This is a genomic window from Microbispora sp. NBRC 16548 (assembly GCF_030268985.1).
In the GTDB taxonomy this organism is placed as follows: Bacteria; Actinomycetota; Actinomycetes; order Streptosporangiales; family Streptosporangiaceae; genus Microbispora; species Microbispora catharanthi.
This window is the reverse complement of sequence record NZ_BSSF01000005.1, coordinates 501726-519298: the sequence shown is the minus strand read 5'-3', so window position 1 is coordinate 519298 and position 17573 is coordinate 501726. Positions and strand designations below refer to the sequence as shown.

Below are 17573 nucleotides of genomic sequence, written 5' to 3'. Positions count from 1 at the left end.
GGCATCCGCCCCCGGATGGCTGTACTCGTACGCAATTCGGCGTACGGACTCTGTCGCCTTGCCGTGGACGAACTCGACGGCGGCTCCTCATTTCGGCGCGAAGCGCTCCCCCCTACGCGGGCGTGATCAGTCTTCGATCGGCCAGTTCTCCGGGGGAGACACATAGGAGCCGCGTTGGGGAACGGTGTAGACCCAGCCTTCCTCGCGAAGTACGGCTATGGCTCGTCGCACGGTTTCGCGGGCTACGCCATATCGATGCACCAAGCTCGTCTCGCTCGGCACCGAACGGCGGGGCGCCAAACTTCCCTGTCTTATTCGCTCGACAATTTCCTGAGCGATCTGCCGGTAAGCAGGGTTCGAGCGCGGCGCTGCGGCCCTTGCATCGGAGGCGCCGGCAAACGCCCCCTGGCCGGGGACCGTGTATACGAGACCGTCATTCCGAAGTACCCGCAGGGCCCGGCGTGCGGTGGTTCGCGCCACGCCGAACTCGCGCTGAATGGCCGCCTCGCTGGGGACCGGGGAGCCGGGCGGGAGGTCTTCGATCCGCCGACGCAGGATCTCGGTCATCTGAAGGTAGAGATGCGTGTCGCCGTCGTGGTCAAGCACACCACCACGTTAGGAGTCGGACGCCCCGATCAGACGCCTCTTCTCGAATCGCGTGGTCAGTCCTGTGGCCAGTCATCCGGAGATGACACATAAGTGCCGCGATGGGGGACGGTGAAGACGTAGCCCTGGTCCCGGAGGAATCCGACGGCCAGTCGCACGGTCACCTTGGCCACGCCGTACTGCTCCATGAGCGCCTTCTCGCTGGGGATGGCGCGGTTCGGCTTGAATTCCTGCCGTCGGATGCGCTGCGCGACCTCTTCGGCGATCTCCTGGTAGAGGGGTTTTTTGCGGCGCGCACGCGGAGCGGCCTGATCGCCGACGAAGGTGCCCTCGCCCTGAACCGTGTAGACGAGACCCTGCTCGCGTAGCTCCCGAGCGACCCGGCGTGCCGTCGTCCTCGCTATGCCGTACTCGGCCTCGAGCTGCGCCTCGCTCGGCATCGGATTGCCGGGGGCCAGCTCGCCGCTGTCGATGCGTTCTCGAAGGATCTCGGCGATCTGCTTGTAGACAGGTACGGGTCCATCTCGGTCAAGCACGATCAAACCATAGACCGAAACAGACATCACTGCACAAAATGTAACATCTTAAGGCCCTGGCAGATACGGCCTGTAGACCGGCGGTAACGGTAGAACTTATAGTGACGATTCTGCTACTCATCGTGGGGCACTCGGCGCCAGGCGGTGTCGGTGACGATCACGTGGTCGAGGAAGCGGAGGCCGACGGTGTCGGCGGCCTCGTGGAGGCGGGCGGTGACCTCGACGTCGGCGGGGCTGGGGTCGAGCGATCCGCTCGGGTGGTTGTGGGCGAGGCCGAAGGCGGCCCCGCCGGAGAGGAGGACGGTCGTGACGATGTCGCGGACGGGCGCGGGAGTGTGGTCGCTGCCGCCCTCGGTGACCACGGTCCGGCGCAGCACGGCGCCGCGGCCGTCGCACACGACCACGACGAGCCGCTCGCGCGGCTGTCCGTGCAGCAGGGGAGCGGCAGCCGAAGCGATGTCGGCCGAGCAGGTGATCCGGCTTCGCTCCGGCTCCGCCTGGGCCCGCCGTACGAGATGGAACGCGGCCGCCACGCGGGCGGCCTTGGCGGGGCCCACGCCAGGGACGGCGAGCAGCCGATGGGCCTCGGAGCGGGCCAGCTCGCCGAGGTCGCCGCAGTGGGCGATGAGCTGGGAGGCGAGCTCGACGGCGCTCACGCCCCTGCTGCCCGAGCCGAGCAGCAGGGCGAGCAGCTCCCTGTCGGCGAGCGCGGCGGCTCCCGACGCCAGCAGCCGCTCACGCGGCTGGTCGGTCAGGGGCATGTCCTTGACGCGCATCGGCACCTCCGGATGGGGGATCCGGATCGGTTGTACCAGTGGGCACCGACAGTCAGAGGGGACTGGGAATGCCGTAGACCAGGCGGAATCTGTCGCCGGGCACCACGGCGTCGCTGGTCTCCACCGGACGCTCCCCGGCCCAGTACGTGCGCTCGATCTGGAGCACCTGGACGCCGGCGGGCAGTTCGAGCAGGTCGCTCTCGGTCGGCTGGGGGACGCGGATGAGCACGGTCTCGCTGATCTCGGTGAGCGGCAGGCCGCTCGCCACGAGCCGGAAGGCCGCGCTCCTGCGTTCGTACGTGCCCTCCTCGGGCGCCTGGCTCTGGCCTGGCTCGACCGGTTCGTACGAGGTGAGCAACTGCACCGGGCGGCCGTCCCCGCGGAAGACGTAGCGGGTCCTGATCACGGGGCTGCACTCCCCGACGCGCAACCGGTGGGCGATGTCGGGAGGGGCGTCGGCGAGCTCGCTGCGCCAGCTCCAGCTGGGTTGTCGTCCGCCCGCCTGCATGTCGTTGGCGAAGGCGGCGTGCGGTTCGGGGAGGCGGCTGCGGTGGAGCGGGAGCAGGATCGGTTTCTCCCGCACCCGGTGCCCGGAGCCCACGCGGCCGATGATGAGGCCCTCCTGGGCGAGCACGCGCAGCGCGTGGCGGGCGGCCGTCTCACCGACGCTGTACTTCCGGGTGATCTGGTGCCGCGAGGGGATCGGTGCGCCCGGGGGGAGCGTGCCGTCGACGATCTGGCGGCGAATGTCCTCGACTACGCGCAGGTAGACCGGATCAGAGTTTGCCATCAATCCATCCCTGAGGGGGTGACGGGTCCTCCAAATCTTGGCGTATTCGCCGGGCGACCGAGAGTGACGGAGATGGCCTGTGACTCCAACTTTGCCTGGTGAAAGGGCTGCTAATGGGTGATTGTGCCGCTAAGCGGCCAGGTGCTGATATTCCCCTCCCGCCGCCCTATCACGGCATCCATGCCAGCCCTCCCAGGGACGGGCACAAGAAGATCAACTGGATGAAGCCCACCAACCGGAGCGATCGAGTGCGGGTGCGCCGCCACACGTGTGAGTGCAAGGCGACGATCTACGAGCTGTGTGCGGCGGGCGGGCTGTTGTTCATCCGGCGGACGACGCGGGGCAAGAAGGTGGAGATCCGCGAGACCGAGCGGCTCGTCGCCACGCGGATGGAGGAGCTGTGGGTGAGGCTCCTCTCGGGGGAGGTCCACTGATCCGCCCCGGCCCCAGGGGTGCAGAAGCCGCTGTTCGCGGCCTTCCGGAAAAATTTCGCCAGCGGTGTGTAACGTCCGCGTAAGGCGCGGCGATTCCCGGTTAGAGGTCGCTGATGTGTGTACCCCCGAGCACATATCGGCGGCCTCTTCCGCTGCCGGCGGCGTCCGCGGGGCGGTACTGGACATAACGGGGTGGCGAGGTCCATCACTCCTGCGGATCCGGGTACCGTTCGGTCTATGGCATCGCCTACCGGAACCTCCGACGCCCCCTTCGGCCGCACGCTGACCGCGATGGTCACGCCGTTCACCTCTGACGGCGCCGTCGACTACGAGGGCGTCCAGCGGCTCGCCGCCTATCTCGTGGACGAGCAGCGCAACGACGGCCTGGTCGTCAGCGGCACCACGGGGGAGTCCCCCACCACCTCCGACGAGGAGAAGGACCGGATCCTCCGTGCGGTCGTCGAGGCCGTGGGCGACCGGGCCACCGTCGTGGCCGGCGCCGGTACGAACGACACGCGGCACAGCGTCGAGCTGGCCAAGGCCGCGGAGCGCGCGGGCGCGCACGGTCTCCTGGTGGTGACGCCGTACTACAACAAACCGCCGCAGGAGGGCCTGCTCCGGCACTTCACGGCCGTCGCGGACGCGACCGGCCTTCCGGTGATGCTGTACGACATTCCCGGCCGCGCCGGGGTGCCCATCACGATCGAGACCCTGTTCCGGCTGGCCGAGCACCCGCGCATAGCCGCCGTCAAGGACGCCAAGGGCGACCTGTTCGCGGGCTCGCAGGTGATGGCCTCCACCGACCTCGTCTTCTACTCGGGCGACGACCTGCTGAATCTGCCGTGGCTCTCGGTCGGCGCGGCGGGATACGTCAGCGTGGTGGGCCACGTGGTGGGCGCCGAGCTGGCCTTGATGATCGATTCCTACCGGTCCGGCGATGTCGAGAACGCACTGGCCGTCCACCGTCAGCTCCTCCCGGTGGTCTCGGCGATCATGACACGCACCCAGGGCGCGATCATGGTCAAGGCGGCGCTGAAGTTGGTGGGCCAGGACGCCGGGTACGTCCGCCCGCCGCTCGTGGACGCCACGGAGGAGCAGATCACGGCGCTTCGGGAGGACCTCATCACGGGGGGCCTCAAGCTTGTGGATTAGATCAACAGATGGAGCCGAATGAGCGACTTGACCAGAAGAAGTGAAAACAGGGAACCGCGCGTGAGCGCGTACGGCGCCGGGCGCGGGGCGGAGGGCGCGGAATGAGTCATCCGCATCCCGAACTCGGGCCGCCTCCGCCGCTGCCGGAAAACGGCCTGCGCATCGTCGCGCTGGGCGGTCTCGGCGAGATCGGCCGCAACATGGCGGTCTTCGAGTACGACGGCCGTCTGCTCGTGGTGGACTGCGGCGTGCTGTTCCCCGAGCCCGACCAGCCGGGCGTCGATCTCATCCTGCCCGACTTCGACTACATACGGGGGCGGCTCGACGACATCGAGGCGCTCGTGCTCACGCACGCGCACGAGGACCACATCGGCGCGGTGCCGTACCTGCTGCGGGAGCGGCGCGACATCCCGGTCGTCGGCTCGCGGCTGACGCTCGGGCTCATCGAGAGCAAGCTGAGCGAGCACCGGATGCAGCCGGTCAAGGTCGAGGTGATCGAGGGCGAGCGGCGCTCGTTCGGGCCGTTCGAGTGCGAGTTCGTCTCGGTCAACCACTCGATCCCCGACGCGCTGGCCGTGGCGGTCCGCACCCCTGCGGGCCTCGTCCTGCACACCGGCGACTTCAAGATGGACCAGCTTCCGCTGGACGGGCGGCTGACCGACCTCGGGGCGTTCGCCCGGCTCGGGGGCGAGGGCGTCGACCTGCTGATGTCCGACTCCACCAACTCGGAGGTGCCGGGCTTCGTCACCAGCGAGCGGGAGATCGCGCCGGTCATCGACGACGTCTTCCGCAGCGCGTCCAAGCGGATCATCGTGGCGAGCTTCGCCTCGCACATCCACCGCGTCCAGCAGATCATGGACGCGGCCGAGAAGCACGGCCGCAAGGTCGCGCTCATCGGCAGGTCGATGGTCCGCAACATGGGCGTGGCACGCGAACTCGGCTACCTGAAGGTGCCCGGGGGCCTGCTCGTGGACTCCCGGGAGATCGAGGAGTGGCCGCCGGAGGACGTGGTGCTGATCTGCACCGGTTCCCAGGGCGAGCCGATGGCCGCGCTGTCGCGCATGGCCAACCGCGACCACCCGATCAGGATCGCCGAGGGCGACACCGTCCTGCTCGCCTCGTCGCTCGTGCCGGGCAACGAGACGGCGGTCAGCAAGGTCATCAACGGCCTCAACCGCTGGGGCGCGCGCGTGGTCCACAAGGGCAACGCGCGGGTGCACGTCTCCGGCCACGCCGCCGCGGGCGAGCTGCTGTACGTGCTCAACCTCACCAAGCCGTCCAACTTCATGCCGGTGCACGGGGAGTGGCGGCACCTGCGGGCGCACGCCCGGCTGGCCGAGCTGACCGGCGTCCCCCAGGAGAACATCGTCATCGCCGAGGACGGCGTGGTCGTGGACCTCGTCGACGGCCAGGCGAGGATCACCGGCGCGGTCCCGTGCGGGTACGTCTTCGTCGACGGCACCTCGGTGGGCGACATCACCGACGTGGCGCTCAAGGACCGGCGCATCCTGGGCGACGAGGGGTTCATCTCCATCGTCGTCGTCGTGGACTCCACCACCGGGAAGCTCACCGGCGGGCCGGAGATCACCGCCCGCGGCTCGGGCATCGACCCCGAGGCGTTCGACGCGGTCATCCCGCAGATCGAGGCCGCGCTGCAGGAGGTCGCCGCGTCCGGCGTGGCCGACGAGATGCAGATCCGCCGGACCATCCGGCGTACGGTGGGCCGCTGGGTGAGCGACACCTACCGCCGCCGCCCGATGATCATCCCGGTGGTCGTCGAGGTCTAGCCGGTAATCCCGTTGTACTCGGAGACGGGCGTGGCGTAGCGTCCCGCCCGTGTCCGAGGTGAGGATCATCTACCGCAAGTACGGCGGATCGCTGCACTGGCACCACCACGCGAGGGTGCTGGGCGAGGACGAGCACGGGGTCTGGGTCGGCTGTCCCTCCGGGATGATCGCCCAGCGGGGGCACGAGCCCCCGACGGTCTTCGAGTTCGCGTCCGTCATCCTGTTTCCCCGCGACGCGTGGTGGACGGCGGCGTTCAACGCGCCGTCGCACAAGGCGGAGATCTACTGCGACATCACGACGGTCCCAGTGCGCGGCGACGCCCGGATCACGATGGTCGACCTCGACCTCGACGTGCTCCGGATGCGCGACGGACGGCTGATCCTGGACGACGAGGACGAGTTCGCCGACCACCAGGTGCGGTACGCGTACCCGGAGGAGATCATCCGGCAGGCGGAGCGGTCGGCCGCCTGGCTGATGAAGGCCGTGGGCAGCCGTACCGGCCCCTTCGACGGCGCCCACGACCGCTGGCTGTCCCAGGTCACATGACCGGGATCACTTGACCGGGACCGGCTCGGGCTCGTCCGCGGTCTCGGGGATCACCTTGGGCACGCCGCGCAGCGCGAACGGCACGGCGACCGCGAGCACGAGCAGGATGGCCGCGCCGGTCAGCACGGTGACGTGGATGCCCTCGACGAATGCCTGGCGGGCGGCCCGGGCGACGGCCCCCGCGGCGTCGCCCGGGAGCGTGGCGGCGGCCTTCAGCGCGCCGGCGAGCGTGTCGCGGGCCTCGGCCGCCGCGCCGCCGGGCAGGCCGGGCGGAAGCACCAGGCCGTTGCGGTAGGCGCTGGTCAGCACGGTGCCGAGCACGGCGATGCCGAGCGCGCCGCCCATCTCGTGGGCGGTCTCCGAGATCGCGCTCGCCGCGCCGGCCCGCTCCTTGGGCACCGAGGCGAGCAGCGTGTCGCCGGTCACCGCGAACGTGAAGCCCATGCCGACGCCCTGGATGAGCATGGCGACGAGCATGTAGAGGTAGGGCGTCTCGGTATCGATCCGGCTGAACAGGATGAACCCGGTCGCGGTCAGCACCAGCCCGAGGCTGACGACCGGTCCACGCCCCATCCGGTGCACGAGCACTCCTGACAACGCGCCGCCGAGGCCCCCGGCGAGGCCGCCCGGCATGCCGGCGAGCCCGGAGGTCAGCGGCGACCAGCCCATGACGAGCTGGAAGTACTGCGCGAAGACCACCGACATGGCGAGCATCGCGAAGACCGCGACCAGTTCGGCGCCGACAGTGGCCGCGAACGCGCGCCGCCGGAACAACTCGATGTCGATCAGCGGCTCGGCCAGCCGGGTCTGCCTGCGGACGAACACGACCAGGGCGGCGACCGCGATCACCGCCGCGACGATCACGGGGGCCTGCGCGACGCCGCCGGTCGTGGCCTCCTTCATCGCGTAGATCAGGCCGAGCACGCCCACGGCGGACAGCGGGACGCTGACGAGGTCGAGCCGTCCGGGACGGGGGTTGCGCGACTCGGGCAGCACGACGAACCCGGCGGCCAGGACGGCCACGACGACGGGCACGTTGATCAGGAAGACCGAGCCCCACCAGAAGTGGCCGAGCAGCAGGCCGCCGACGATCGGCCCGAGGGCGAACCCGATCGCACCCACGCTGCTCCAGATGCCGACGGCGGTGGTCCGCTCCTTCGGGTCGGGGAACACGTTGCGGATCAGCGACAGCGTCGAGGGCATGATCGTCGCGCCGGCCACGCCGAGCAGGGCGCGGGCGGCGATCAGCAGCGGCGCGTTCGGCGCGTACGCCGTCAGCACCGAGGTCGCGCCGAAGGCGGCCAATCCGACGAGCAGCAGCCGCCTGCGCCCGATCCGGTCGCCGATGTTGCCCATGGTGACGAGCAGCGCGGCCAGCGCGAAGCCGTAGATGTCGGCGATCCACAGCAGTTGGGTGGCCGACGGCGCGAGGTCCTCGCCGAGCTTCGGCAGGGCGAGGTGCAGCACGGTGAGGTCGAGGGACAGCAGGAGCATGGCCAGGCAGGCGATGACCAGCGTGCCCCACTTGCGTGAGGTGTCGTTCATGGCCGTCAGCGTGGCTGCGGACGCTGACGGCTCACCCACCGAGCGCTGACAGGTGCCCTTCGACGATGGTCAGCGCCGCCGCATCCGTGTCCGCGGTGATGGCCATCCGCTCGCGCGCGTACGCCCTGCCCTGGCCGTACGCCCGGTCGAACGCCTCGCCGCCAAGGGCGGCCCGCGAGCGCGCCTCGACCCGGGCGACGTCCGGGTCGCCCGCGGCCGGAGCCCCGCGCAGGGCGGCGCCCACGCCCAGCAGCCACGCGGACCGCCCGGGATCCTCCTCCAGCAGCGCGACGCCGGCGACTCCCTCCGCGACCGCGGCGGTCATCCCGAAGCTGCGGCGAGTGCCGGGCACGGTGGTGAGGGCGCGGCGGTGCCACGCCAGCGCCTCGGCGGCCGACTCGGAATTCTGCGCGGCCCAGCCGAGCGCGAGGTAGATGCGCGAGCGCGTCTCCTCGACGTTGAACCACGCGGTCGTGCACTCCGCGAGGGCCGCCTCGTATCCGCGCCGGGCCCCGGCCATGTCACCGTCCAGCCTGGCGAGCTCGCCGAGCCCGAGTAGCGCCGCGGCGAGCACCTCCGGGGCGCCCGTGCGGCGGGACAGCGCGGCGGCGCGGTCGTAGTCGTCTTTCGCGGCGTCCACGCGTCCGGAGCGCATCCGTGCCCAGGCGCGCCGGCAGAGGGTCTCCGCCACGTCCGACGTCGCGCCGAGCCGCTCGGCCAGCTCAAGCGCCTCGTTCACCAGCGCCTCGACCCGTTCGTGGTCCCCCCGCCGGTCGGCGACGTCGGCCACCGCGGACAGGATGATCACCAGGACCCACAGGTCGCCGATGGAACGGGCCTCCCGGAGCGCCTCGGCGAGCTCCTGTTCCGCCTCCGCGAGCCGGCCGTCGAACATTTTCAGGTACGAGAGGCTGAAGCGGCTGAGCGTCCGCGTCCACGGGTCGCGGTTGAGCGCGTCGAACAGGCCCCCCATGTCGTGGAACTCCTCCCGTGGGGGCGGGCCGTTGATCAAGGCGTGCAGGACGAGAAGGAACGGCTGCCGGGGCGGCATGGGCAGGGTGTAGGTCCGCCGGACGGCCTCGGCCACGCGGGTGTCCAGGCCGGGGCCGCTCATTCCGCCCCAGCCCACGAGGCAGGCGCACACGATGTACTCCTCTTCCAGCCCCTCGGGCGGCGCGGAGCCGATCCTGCCGAGCACTTCGGCGGCCGACCGGGCCGCCTCCCCACGCAGGCCGCGCAGGATCCAGTAGCCGGTCATGGCCGACAGCAGCCGCAACGCCGGCGCCACGTCACCCGCGCGTACGGCGCGGCGCAGCGCGGCCTGAAGGTCGTCGCGCTCGCCGTCCAGCCGGCGCAGCCACTCGATCTGGTCCGGCCCGCGCAGGTGCGGGTCGGCCGCGGTGACCAGGTCCAGGACGTACGCGAGGTGGGCCTTCCGCACGGGCTCGGTCTCGCCGGCCTCGGCCAGCCGTTCGGCGCAGAACGCCCGGATCGTCTCCAGCATCCGGTAGCGGTCGTCCACCACCTCGACGAATGACTTGTCCACCAGGGAGGCGAGCACGCCGTCGGTGTCGGGCAGGCCGCACACCCGCTCGGCCGCCTCCAGCGTCGCACCGCCCGCGAAGACCGTCAGGCGCCGCGCGAGCGCGCGTTCCGGTTCGTCGAGCAGGTCCCAGCTCCACTCGACGACCGCGCGCAGCGTCCGGTGGCGCGGCTGCGCCGTACGGCTGCCGCGCGACAGCAGCGCGAAGCGGGGGGCGTCGCCCTCCGGTCCCATGTCGGCTGTACCGTCATCGGTTCCGAGACGGGCGGCGATCCGGGCCAGGGGCAGCGAGCGCAGCCGCGCGGCGGCCAGCTCGACGGCGAGCGGCAGCCCGTCCAACGCCCGGCAGATCCGCAGCACGTGCTCGACGTCGCCGGGCGCGAGGACGAAGCCGGGCCGTACGGCGGCCGCCCGCTCGACGAACAGCCCTACGGCCGGATAGGCGAGCGCGTCCTCGACCGCGAGCTCGCCGCCGGGCGGGGGGACCCGCAATGGGGGAACCGGGCACAGGCGCTCGCCGGTGATGCCGAGCGCCTCCCTGCCGGTGGCCAGCACGCGCAGGGCGGGGCACGCCGCGAGCAGCCGGTCGGCGAGCAGGGCCGCCTCCTCCACGACGTGCTCGCAGTTGTCGAGCACGAGCAGCACCGGCCGCAGGGTCAGGGCCGCCACCAGACGGGCGACGGGATCGGCGGTGCCCTGCCGGGTCCCGGGAGTGGGGATGGCCACGGCGGTCTCGCGCAGCCCGAGCGCGCCCAGCACGGCCTGCGGCACGTCGGCGCCGTCGGTGAGCGGGGCCAGTTCCACGAGGCAGACCTCGCCGGGCCACCGGGTGGCCGCCTCGAGCGCCAGCCGGGTCTTCCCGGTGCCGCCCGGGCCGGTCAGCGTCACCAGCCGCGCCTCGGCGAGCAGCGCCTCGATGCGCTCCAGCTCGGCGGCGCGGCCCACGAGAGAGGTGAGCGGCACCGGCCGCCCGCCGGGCGCGGCGGAGGCGGGGGTGAGGGCCGGATCGGAGCGCAGCACCGCGAGGTGGATCGCGGACAGCTCGGCCGACGGGTCGGCGCCCAGTTCGTCGGCGAGGACCCGCCGGGCGTCGTCGTAGGCGGCCAGGGCCTCCGCCGGGCGGCCCGCGGCGTACAGCGCGCGCATGAGCTGCCCGCGCGAGCGCTCCCGCAGCGGGTGCGCGGCGATCCGTTCCTGCAGCTCAGGGAGCAGGTCGCGGTGCCGTCCCAGGGCCAGGCCCGCCTCGGCGAGGTCCTCGGCCGCCGACAGGCGCAGCTCCTCCAGCCGGGCCGCCTGGGCGGGTGCGAACGGCGCGTCGGACACGTCCGCGAGCGCCGGGCCGCGCCACAGCGCGAGGGCCTGACCGAGCAGGCCGGCGGCCCGGGCGGGGTCGCCCGCGCCGAGCGCCCGCCGCCCCTCGGCCGCCAGCCGTTCGAAGCGCGACGCGTCCACGTCGTCCGGGTCCACCGCCAGCCGGTAGCCCGCCGGTTCCCGCACGACCAGGTCGCCGAGGTGTCGGCGCAGCCGCGACACCTGGGCCTGCAGCGCGTTCTCCGCCCCGGAGGGAGGCTCGGCGCCGTACAGGCCGTCGATCAGGCGGTCGGTGGTGACCACCCGCCCCGCGTTGAGGAGCAGCAGGCCGAGCAGCGCCCGCAGCCCCGGCCCGCCGACCGGCACCGGGCGGTCGCCGTCGGGCCGCGCCTCCGTGGGGCCGAGGATGCCGAACCGCATGCCCATGATTGTTCCGCATCGTCCAGCCTTGTGCGGAGCGGTGCGGTTCAGCGGCGGACGGCCTCCGCGATCGCCTTCAGCCGGGCGGCGGAGGCGAGGCCGCCGTGATACCAGTGGATCTCGGCGGCGCCGGCCGCCGTGTAGGCCTCGGCCAGGAACGACAGCGCCGCGCCGTCCGCCGGGCGCGGGGGCAGGGCCAGCACGTACGCGCCCACGCGGGGGCCGAGCCGGCCCAGGGCGCGCAGCCCGGCCTCGTCCACCTCGGGGGCGTTCCAGCAGTTGCCGACGAGCAGGTCGACGTCCACCCCCTCGGGCACGGTCGCGAACGGGCCGGTCGCCCACGGGTCGGCGTTGGCGTGCAGGGCGATCTTCAGGCCAGGCCGCACCGCCCTGGCCTCGGCCAGCAGCAGGTCGCGCAGTTCGCCCGCGAGCCCCGTGCGCAGGTCGCGCATCGCGCCGGCCAGGTCGCCGAGCGCGTCCTCGACCGAGCCCGGCGCGCCGTCGACGCCCGCCCGCACCCGCGCGCGTACCTCGGCGACGTCCAGCCCGGCCGCCTCGTAGCGGCGTACGCAGGCCGCGCAGAAGCACAGCGACAGCAGCGCGACCTGCACGGGCGACCAGTCCGCGCCGTCGGTCTTCTCGTGGTGGCCGCCGTGGCGGAAGCCGAGCGCGCCGCACGCCTCCAGGATCAGCGCGTCGGGGTCGCCCACCTCGACGACCTCGTGGACCAGCGTGCGGCAGTAGTCGCGCACGTCGGCCGCCGCCGGGCACAGTGCATAGGGGTAGATCTCGCCGAAGGCGTTGGTGACGACCAGGTCGGGGTTGGCCGAGCCGAGCAGCGTGTTGTGGGTCAGCACGGTCCACGCCTGCACCGGCAGGCCGGCGGCGCGCAGGGCGTCTCTGGCCTCCCCGAACGGGTCGGCCGAGTCCATCCACGACGGCGTGCCGGGCACCAGCCGGTTGCCCTTCCACGCCTCCTCGCGTACGGGGACGTAGCAGGCCGCGTGCCGCGCCTCGACCAGCCGGTGGGCCGGATGGGCGGGGGTCGCGGCGCGGGTGGTGTGGTAGGAGGCGGCGAGCGCCACCGCGTCGACGCCGAGCGCCTTGAGGCGCGCGGCGGCGCCGGGGTCGCCGGCGATGTCCCAGGGGTAGGCGTAGATGACGTTCACCAGCGTGGCCTCCGTGCGGAGAAGGACGGGTCGACGGACCTCATGTACGTCGTGTCGTCGCGGGAGCGGACCCCGCACTTCTCATACTGCTCGTTCATGATTGCGAGGGCGTCGCGGTCGAGTTCCACCCCGAGCCCCGGGCCGTCCGGCACCGGGACCGCGCCGTCCACGAACCGCAGCGCGCCTTTACCGCCCGAAGATGGGGCGACCACGTCCTGGCCGTCCTGCCAGGGAGTGTGGGTGTCGCAGGCGTGGGTGACCGCCGGGGTGGCGGCGGCCAGGTGGGTCATCGCGGCGAGGCTGATGCCGAGGTGGGAGTTGGAGTGCATCGACAGCTCGATGCCGAAGGTCTCGCACAGCGTGGCGATGTGCGCCGAGCGCACCAGGCCGCCCCAGTAGTGGTGGTCGGTGAGCAGCACGCCGATGGCTCCCTGGCGTACGGCCGATGGGATGTGCTCGGGGGTGACGACGCACATGTTCGTGGCGAGCGGCATCGGCACCTCGGCGGCGACCCGCGCCATGCCCTCGATGCCCTCGGTCGGGTCCTCCAGGTATTCCAGCACGCCGTCGAGCTCGCGGCCCACGCGGATGGAGGTCTCCACACTCCAGACGGCGTTGGGGTCGAGGCGCAGCGGATGCTCGGGGAACGCCTCACGCAGCGCGCGGATCGCCTCGACCTCCTGCTCGGGCGGGAACACGCCGCCCTTGAGCTTGATCGAGCGGAAGCCGTACCGGCCGATCAGCAGGCGGGCCTGCTCGACCACCCCCTCAGGGTCGAGTGCGGCGCCGAAGCCGTCCTCCGGCGCGCCCGGATGACCCGCCCACTTGTAGAACAGGTAGGCGCTGTACGGCACGGCGTCGCGCACCCTGCCGCCGAGCAGGTCCACGACGGGCCGGCCCACCGCCTTGCCGCGGATGTCCAGACAGGCGACCTCGAAGGGGGAGAAGATCCGGTCGACGGTCTTGGCCCGTGAGGAGGTGCCGGTCAGGCCGTGCAGGTCGGTGACGACGTCGGCCCCGACGAGGCCGGCCACGGTGGCGTACATCGCGTTGTGGCCGTAGACGTCGTGGCCGATCAGCGCCTCGGCGGCGGCCCGCACCCGCACGAGGTGGTCGAGGTCGCCGTAGGTCTCCCCGAGGCCGGTCAGCCCCTCGTCGGTGACGACCTCGACGATCGTGCGCAGCGCCCAGGGCTCGTGGACGCCTGCGGCGTTGAGCAGCGGCGGGTCGCGGAAGGCGACCGGCGTGACGTTGATCTCGCGAATCCTCATCCGGCTCCTCATCCGACGATGTCCAGTCCGGTCGCGATCAGCTTCTCCAGCCGGGCGACGTGCTCGGGGGCCGCGTCGACCAGCGGCGGCCGCACTTGGCCCACGTCGAGGCCGCGCAGGGCGACGCCCGCCTTGACGAGCGAGACGGCGTAGCCGGGCACCAGGTCGCGCAGCTCGACCAGGGGGCGGTAGAACCCGGCGAGCAGGCGCCGCACGAGGTCGTCGTCCCCGGCGGTCACGGCCTTGTGGAAGGCCAGCGCCACCTCCGGGAGGAAGCAGAACACGGCGGAGGAGTACAGGCTCACGCCGATCCCCCGATAGGCGGGCACGGTCATCTCGGCCGTCGGCAGCCCGTTGAAGAAGGTGAAGTCGCGGTCGGTCGCCTCCCGTACGGCGAGGATGATCCGCTGCATCGCGTCGATGTCACCGAGGCCGTCCTTGAACCCGACGACGTTGGGGATCCCGGTCAGCGCCGCCGCGGCGGCGGCCGTGAAGCGGGCGTTGGCCCGCTGGTAGACGATGATCGGCAGGTCCGTGGCCGCCGCGACCTCGCGGACGTAGCGCACCAGCCCGTCGGCGGGCGCGCTGACCAGGTAGGGCGGCAGCAGCAGCAGACCGTCCGCGCCCGCGTCGGCGGCCCTGCGCGCGCACTCGCGGGCGAACGGGAGCGAGCCTCCGGCGCCGGACAGGACGGGAACCCGCCCACCCGCCGACTCGACGGCGATCCGCACCACCCGCGCGTACTCGTCGATGCCCAGCGCGTTGAACTCGCCCGTGCCGCAGGCAGCGAACACCCCGCCCGCGCCCTCGGTCACGCCTCGGGTCACGTGCTTGGCCAGCACGTCCTCGGCCAGCTCACCGTCCGGGCCGAACGGTGTGACCGGAAAGAAGAGAACGCCGTCGAGCTGCATCCGCCCACTCCCTTGGGTGTCCATATATATGGACAAAGTTCTTCAATATGTCCACGAAGCTAGCCGGGTGATCCGACGAAAGTCAACCTGGTCAGCCTTGACCGCGCCGCTGGTCAGCCCGCGCATGAACTGCCGCCGGAAGGCCGGGAGCGTGAGCGGTCGTGCGTACCCGGCCGAGTGGATGACGCCGACCGGGTAGACGACGCGGCATGCGCCCGCCTCCAGTTCGCGTACTCGACCTGTTCACGTTTCTGAATCGGCTCCGCAATTGTGTTCAGTTGCTAGCAAGACCGTAGAAATTGACAACAGTTGCGTCAAGAAGAGATCGTGGGTCAGATATGTGAATTGTGCCCGTGCTTGTGAACAGTTGGGAGATACTGGGAGACTGGCGGCGTTCGGCATTGACACGGTCCGCACGTCGCGCGGACGATCACGGAGCGCCGCGCTCTATTGCAGGGCCGATCCGACAGGAGACACATGCGAATTCTCATGACCGGCGCGGCGGGCGGCGTCGGCACCCTGCTGCGACCCCGGCTGGCCAGGGAGGGGCGCGTGCTGCGCCTGCTCGACGTCGTCCCGCTTGAGGCGGGGCCGGGCGAGGAGGCGGTGACCGCCGACATCACCGACCCCGAGGCGATGGACGCGGCGATGGACGGCGTGGACGCGGTGCTGCACCTGGGCGGCCACAGCCTCGAACAGCCGTGGGCGGACATCCTGCAGGTCAACATCCACGGCACCTATGTGGTGCTGGAGGCCGCGAGGCGGGCCGGAGTGCGCCACGTCGTGCTGGCCAGCAGCAACCACGCGGTCGGGTTCTTCCCGCGCAGCGCGGGCGAGGCCCCCGACTACCTGTTCCCGCGCCCCGACACCTTCTACGGCGTGAGCAAGGTGACCAAGGAGGCGCTCGGCTCGCTCTACCACGACCGTTACGGCATGCAGGTGACGTGCCTGCGCATCGGCTCGTGTTTCGAGCAGCCCAGGGACGTGCGCATGCTGTCGACCTGGCTGTCCCCGGACGACTGCGCCCGGCTGGCCGAGGCGTCGCTGGCGGCCGACGGCTTCCACGTGGTGTGGGGCGTGTCGGCCAACACGCGCCGCTGGTGGTCGCTGGAGGAGGGCCGGGCCATCGGCTACGAGCCCAAGGACGACTCGGAGGCCTACGCCGAGAAGCTCATCGCCGAGCACGGCGAGCCCGATCTCGGCGAGCTGCCGCATTCGCTGGTCGGCGGGGCGTTCTGCGGTCCCCGCTACGATGTCGAGAACCTTACGGCGGGGGGATGAGGTGACGGGTCAGGTGAACGATTCCGTCCAGGCGGCGGTCGAGCGGGCCGCCGCGGCGGGCGAGGCATGGCGGGCGACGCCCCCGGCCGAGCGTGCCACCGTGCTCGAAGGCGTCTCCGACGCCCTGCTCAAGCACGCCGAGGAGCTGTGGCCGGCCGCCGCGGAGGAGACCCGGCTGCCGGAGGCGCGGCTGCGCGGCGAGATCGCCCGTACGGCCGCGCAGTTCCGGCTGTTCGCCGACGTCCTGCGGGACGGCGGCTGGGTCGAGGCGGTGATCGACCACCCCGACCCCGGCGCCACTCCGCCGTGTCCCGACGTGCGCCGGATGAACCACCCGCTCGGCGTCGTGGCCGTCTTCGCGGCCAGCAACTTCCCCTTCGCGTTCTCGGTGGCGGGCGGCGACACGGTGTCGGCGCTCGCGGCCGGCTGCCCGGTCGTGGTCAAGGCCCACGAGGGGCATCCCCGCACCTCCGACCTGACCGCCTCCGTCGTACGGCAGGCCCTGCCGGACCCCGACCTGCTCGGGCTCGTGCACGGGTTCGAGGCGGGGGCCCCGCTGGTGAAGCACCCGCTCGTCACGGCGGTCGGCTTCACCGGCTCGCTCGCGGGCGGGAAGGCCATCCAGAAGCTGATCGACGAGCGGCCCGACCCCATCCCGTTCTACGGCGAGCTGGGCAGCGTCAATCCGGTCGTCGTGCTGCCCTCGGCCGACCCCGCCGAGGTGGCCTCCGGGTTCGCGGCCTCGCTGACGCTGGGCGTGGGACAGTTCTGCACCAACCCCGGCCTGGTGTTCGTCCCGGCTGAGGGAGGGTTCGAGCAGGCCGTCGCCGAGGCGGTCGCCGCCACCAGCGGCGGGCCCATGCTGACCGACAAGATCCGCGAGGGCTACCTGCGGGCGTCCGGCCGGCTGGCCGAGCGGCTCACCGTGCTGGCCGGTGGGAGCGCGGTGGACGGCATCACGCCGCAGGTCTTCGCCGCCGGCCTGGAGGTGTTCGCGGACGGGCTGCCCGAGCTGGGGGAGGAGTGCTTCGGCCCGTCGGCGATCGTCGTCCGCTATCGCGACCCCGCCGACCTGCCCGCCGTGCTGCGCCGGCTGCCCGGGTCGCTGACCGCGACCGTCCACGCGGCCGGCCCGGAGGAGGCCCGCGACCTCGTGCCGGTGCTGAACCGGCTGGCCGGGCGGCTCATCTGGAACGGCTGGCCCACCGGTGTCGCCGTCTGCTGGGCGATGCACCACGGCGGCCCCTGGCCCGCCTCCACGGCCCCGGCGCACACCTCCGTCGGCGCGGCCTCGATCAGGCGCTGGACGACCCCCGTGGCGTACCAGGACTGGCCGGCGGACCTGCTGCCGCCGGAGCTGCGCGACGACAACCCCCTTGGTGTGCCGCAACGTGTGGACGGCCGCCTGCGCGTCTGACGCCCCGCCGCGCGCGTTTCCGCGCCGCTCTCCCTTCTGGGGGAGCGGCGCCTCCATGCTCGGACCCGGACGAGGAG

At 72.1% G+C, this 17573-nt stretch carries 15 protein-coding genes; 6 read left to right on the top strand and 9 right to left on the bottom strand.

From position 1 onward, the window contains the following. Positions 1 to 126: 126 nt before the first annotated feature. The 4 genes from QSK36_RS16670 to QSK36_RS16655 form a co-directional block, all read right to left on the bottom strand. The gene (locus QSK36_RS16670) at positions 127 to 606 is read right to left on the bottom strand and encodes a GntR family transcriptional regulator (RefSeq protein ID WP_285783013.1); all 480 of its coding nucleotides are present in this window, start codon (positions 604 to 606) and stop codon (positions 127 to 129) included. A gap of 56 nt (positions 607 to 662) precedes the next feature. After that, entirely contained in the window at positions 663 to 1169 is a 507-nt protein-coding gene (locus tag QSK36_RS16665) for a GntR family transcriptional regulator (RefSeq protein ID WP_183538750.1), read from the bottom strand. A gap of 86 nt (positions 1170 to 1255) precedes the next feature. Beyond that, positions 1256 to 1918, bottom strand: a complete 663-nt coding sequence (locus QSK36_RS16660; RefSeq protein WP_285783012.1) for a JAB domain-containing protein — start codon at positions 1916 to 1918, stop codon at positions 1256 to 1258. A 52-nt stretch (positions 1919 to 1970) separates the two neighbouring features. Beyond that, positions 1971 to 2708, bottom strand: a complete 738-nt coding sequence (locus QSK36_RS16655; RefSeq protein WP_139576095.1) for a GntR family transcriptional regulator — start codon at positions 2706 to 2708, stop codon at positions 1971 to 1973. Positions 2709 to 2929: 221 nt separating this feature from the next. Here QSK36_RS16655 and QSK36_RS16650 point away from each other — a divergent pair, with 221 nt between their 5' ends. The 4 genes from QSK36_RS16650 (at position 2930) to QSK36_RS16635 (ending at position 6628) form a co-directional block, all read left to right on the top strand. Beyond that, entirely contained in the window at positions 2930 to 3142 is a 213-nt protein-coding gene (locus QSK36_RS16650) for a hypothetical protein (protein ID WP_225898376.1), read from the top strand. A gap of 237 nt (positions 3143 to 3379) precedes the next feature. Then, positions 3380 to 4294: a 4-hydroxy-tetrahydrodipicolinate synthase gene (gene dapA / locus QSK36_RS16645; RefSeq protein WP_285783011.1), complete on the top strand. Its 915-nt coding sequence runs from the start codon at positions 3380 to 3382 to the stop codon at positions 4292 to 4294. Between the two features lie 101 nt (positions 4295 to 4395). Further along, entirely contained in the window at positions 4396 to 6081 is a 1686-nt protein-coding gene (locus QSK36_RS16640) for a ribonuclease J (protein ID WP_183538756.1), read from the top strand. Positions 6082 to 6130: 49 nt separating this feature from the next. After that, a complete protein-coding gene (locus QSK36_RS16635) occupies positions 6131 to 6628 on the top strand; it encodes a DUF402 domain-containing protein (RefSeq protein WP_285783010.1) in 498 nt (165 codons plus the stop codon). A gap of 6 nt (positions 6629 to 6634) precedes the next feature. Here the strand turns inward: QSK36_RS16635 and QSK36_RS16630 are convergent, their stop codons facing one another. From QSK36_RS16630 to QSK36_RS16610, 5 genes are read right to left on the bottom strand one after another with little or no spacing between them, the layout of a single operon-like run. Continuing rightward, the gene (locus QSK36_RS16630; RefSeq protein WP_183538760.1) at positions 6635 to 8173 is read right to left on the bottom strand and encodes a DHA2 family efflux MFS transporter permease subunit; all 1539 of its coding nucleotides are present in this window, start codon (positions 8171 to 8173) and stop codon (positions 6635 to 6637) included. 31 nt (positions 8174 to 8204) lie between these two features. After that, positions 8205 to 11447, bottom strand: a complete 3243-nt coding sequence (locus QSK36_RS16625; RefSeq protein WP_285783009.1) for an AfsR/SARP family transcriptional regulator — start codon at positions 11445 to 11447, stop codon at positions 8205 to 8207. Positions 11448 to 11494: 47 nt separating this feature from the next. Next, positions 11495 to 12616: a hypothetical protein gene (locus QSK36_RS16620; protein WP_183538764.1), complete on the bottom strand. Its 1122-nt coding sequence runs from the start codon at positions 12614 to 12616 to the stop codon at positions 11495 to 11497. Then, positions 12613 to 13887: a glucarate dehydratase family protein gene (locus QSK36_RS16615; RefSeq protein WP_285783008.1), complete on the bottom strand. Its 1275-nt coding sequence runs from the start codon at positions 13885 to 13887 to the stop codon at positions 12613 to 12615. Before QSK36_RS16615 ends, QSK36_RS16620 begins: the two co-directional genes overlap by 4 nt. A gap of 8 nt (positions 13888 to 13895) precedes the next feature. Continuing rightward, positions 13896 to 14798, bottom strand: coding sequence for a 5-dehydro-4-deoxyglucarate dehydratase (locus QSK36_RS16610; RefSeq protein ID WP_285783007.1), 903 nt, complete (start codon positions 14796 to 14798; stop codon positions 13896 to 13898). A gap of 477 nt (positions 14799 to 15275) precedes the next feature. On the opposite strand from QSK36_RS16610, the gene QSK36_RS16605 reads away from it, so the two are divergent. Both QSK36_RS16605 and QSK36_RS16600 read left to right on the top strand, forming a co-directional pair. Then, complete coding sequence (locus QSK36_RS16605) at positions 15276 to 16079, top strand: NAD-dependent epimerase/dehydratase family protein (RefSeq protein ID WP_142558453.1); 804 nt, start codon at positions 15276 to 15278, stop codon at positions 16077 to 16079. A gap of 13 nt (positions 16080 to 16092) precedes the next feature. Next, positions 16093 to 17496, top strand: coding sequence for an aldehyde dehydrogenase (NADP(+)) (locus tag QSK36_RS16600; RefSeq protein ID WP_285783006.1), 1404 nt, complete (start codon positions 16093 to 16095; stop codon positions 17494 to 17496). Positions 17497 to 17573: the final 77 nt, after the last annotated feature.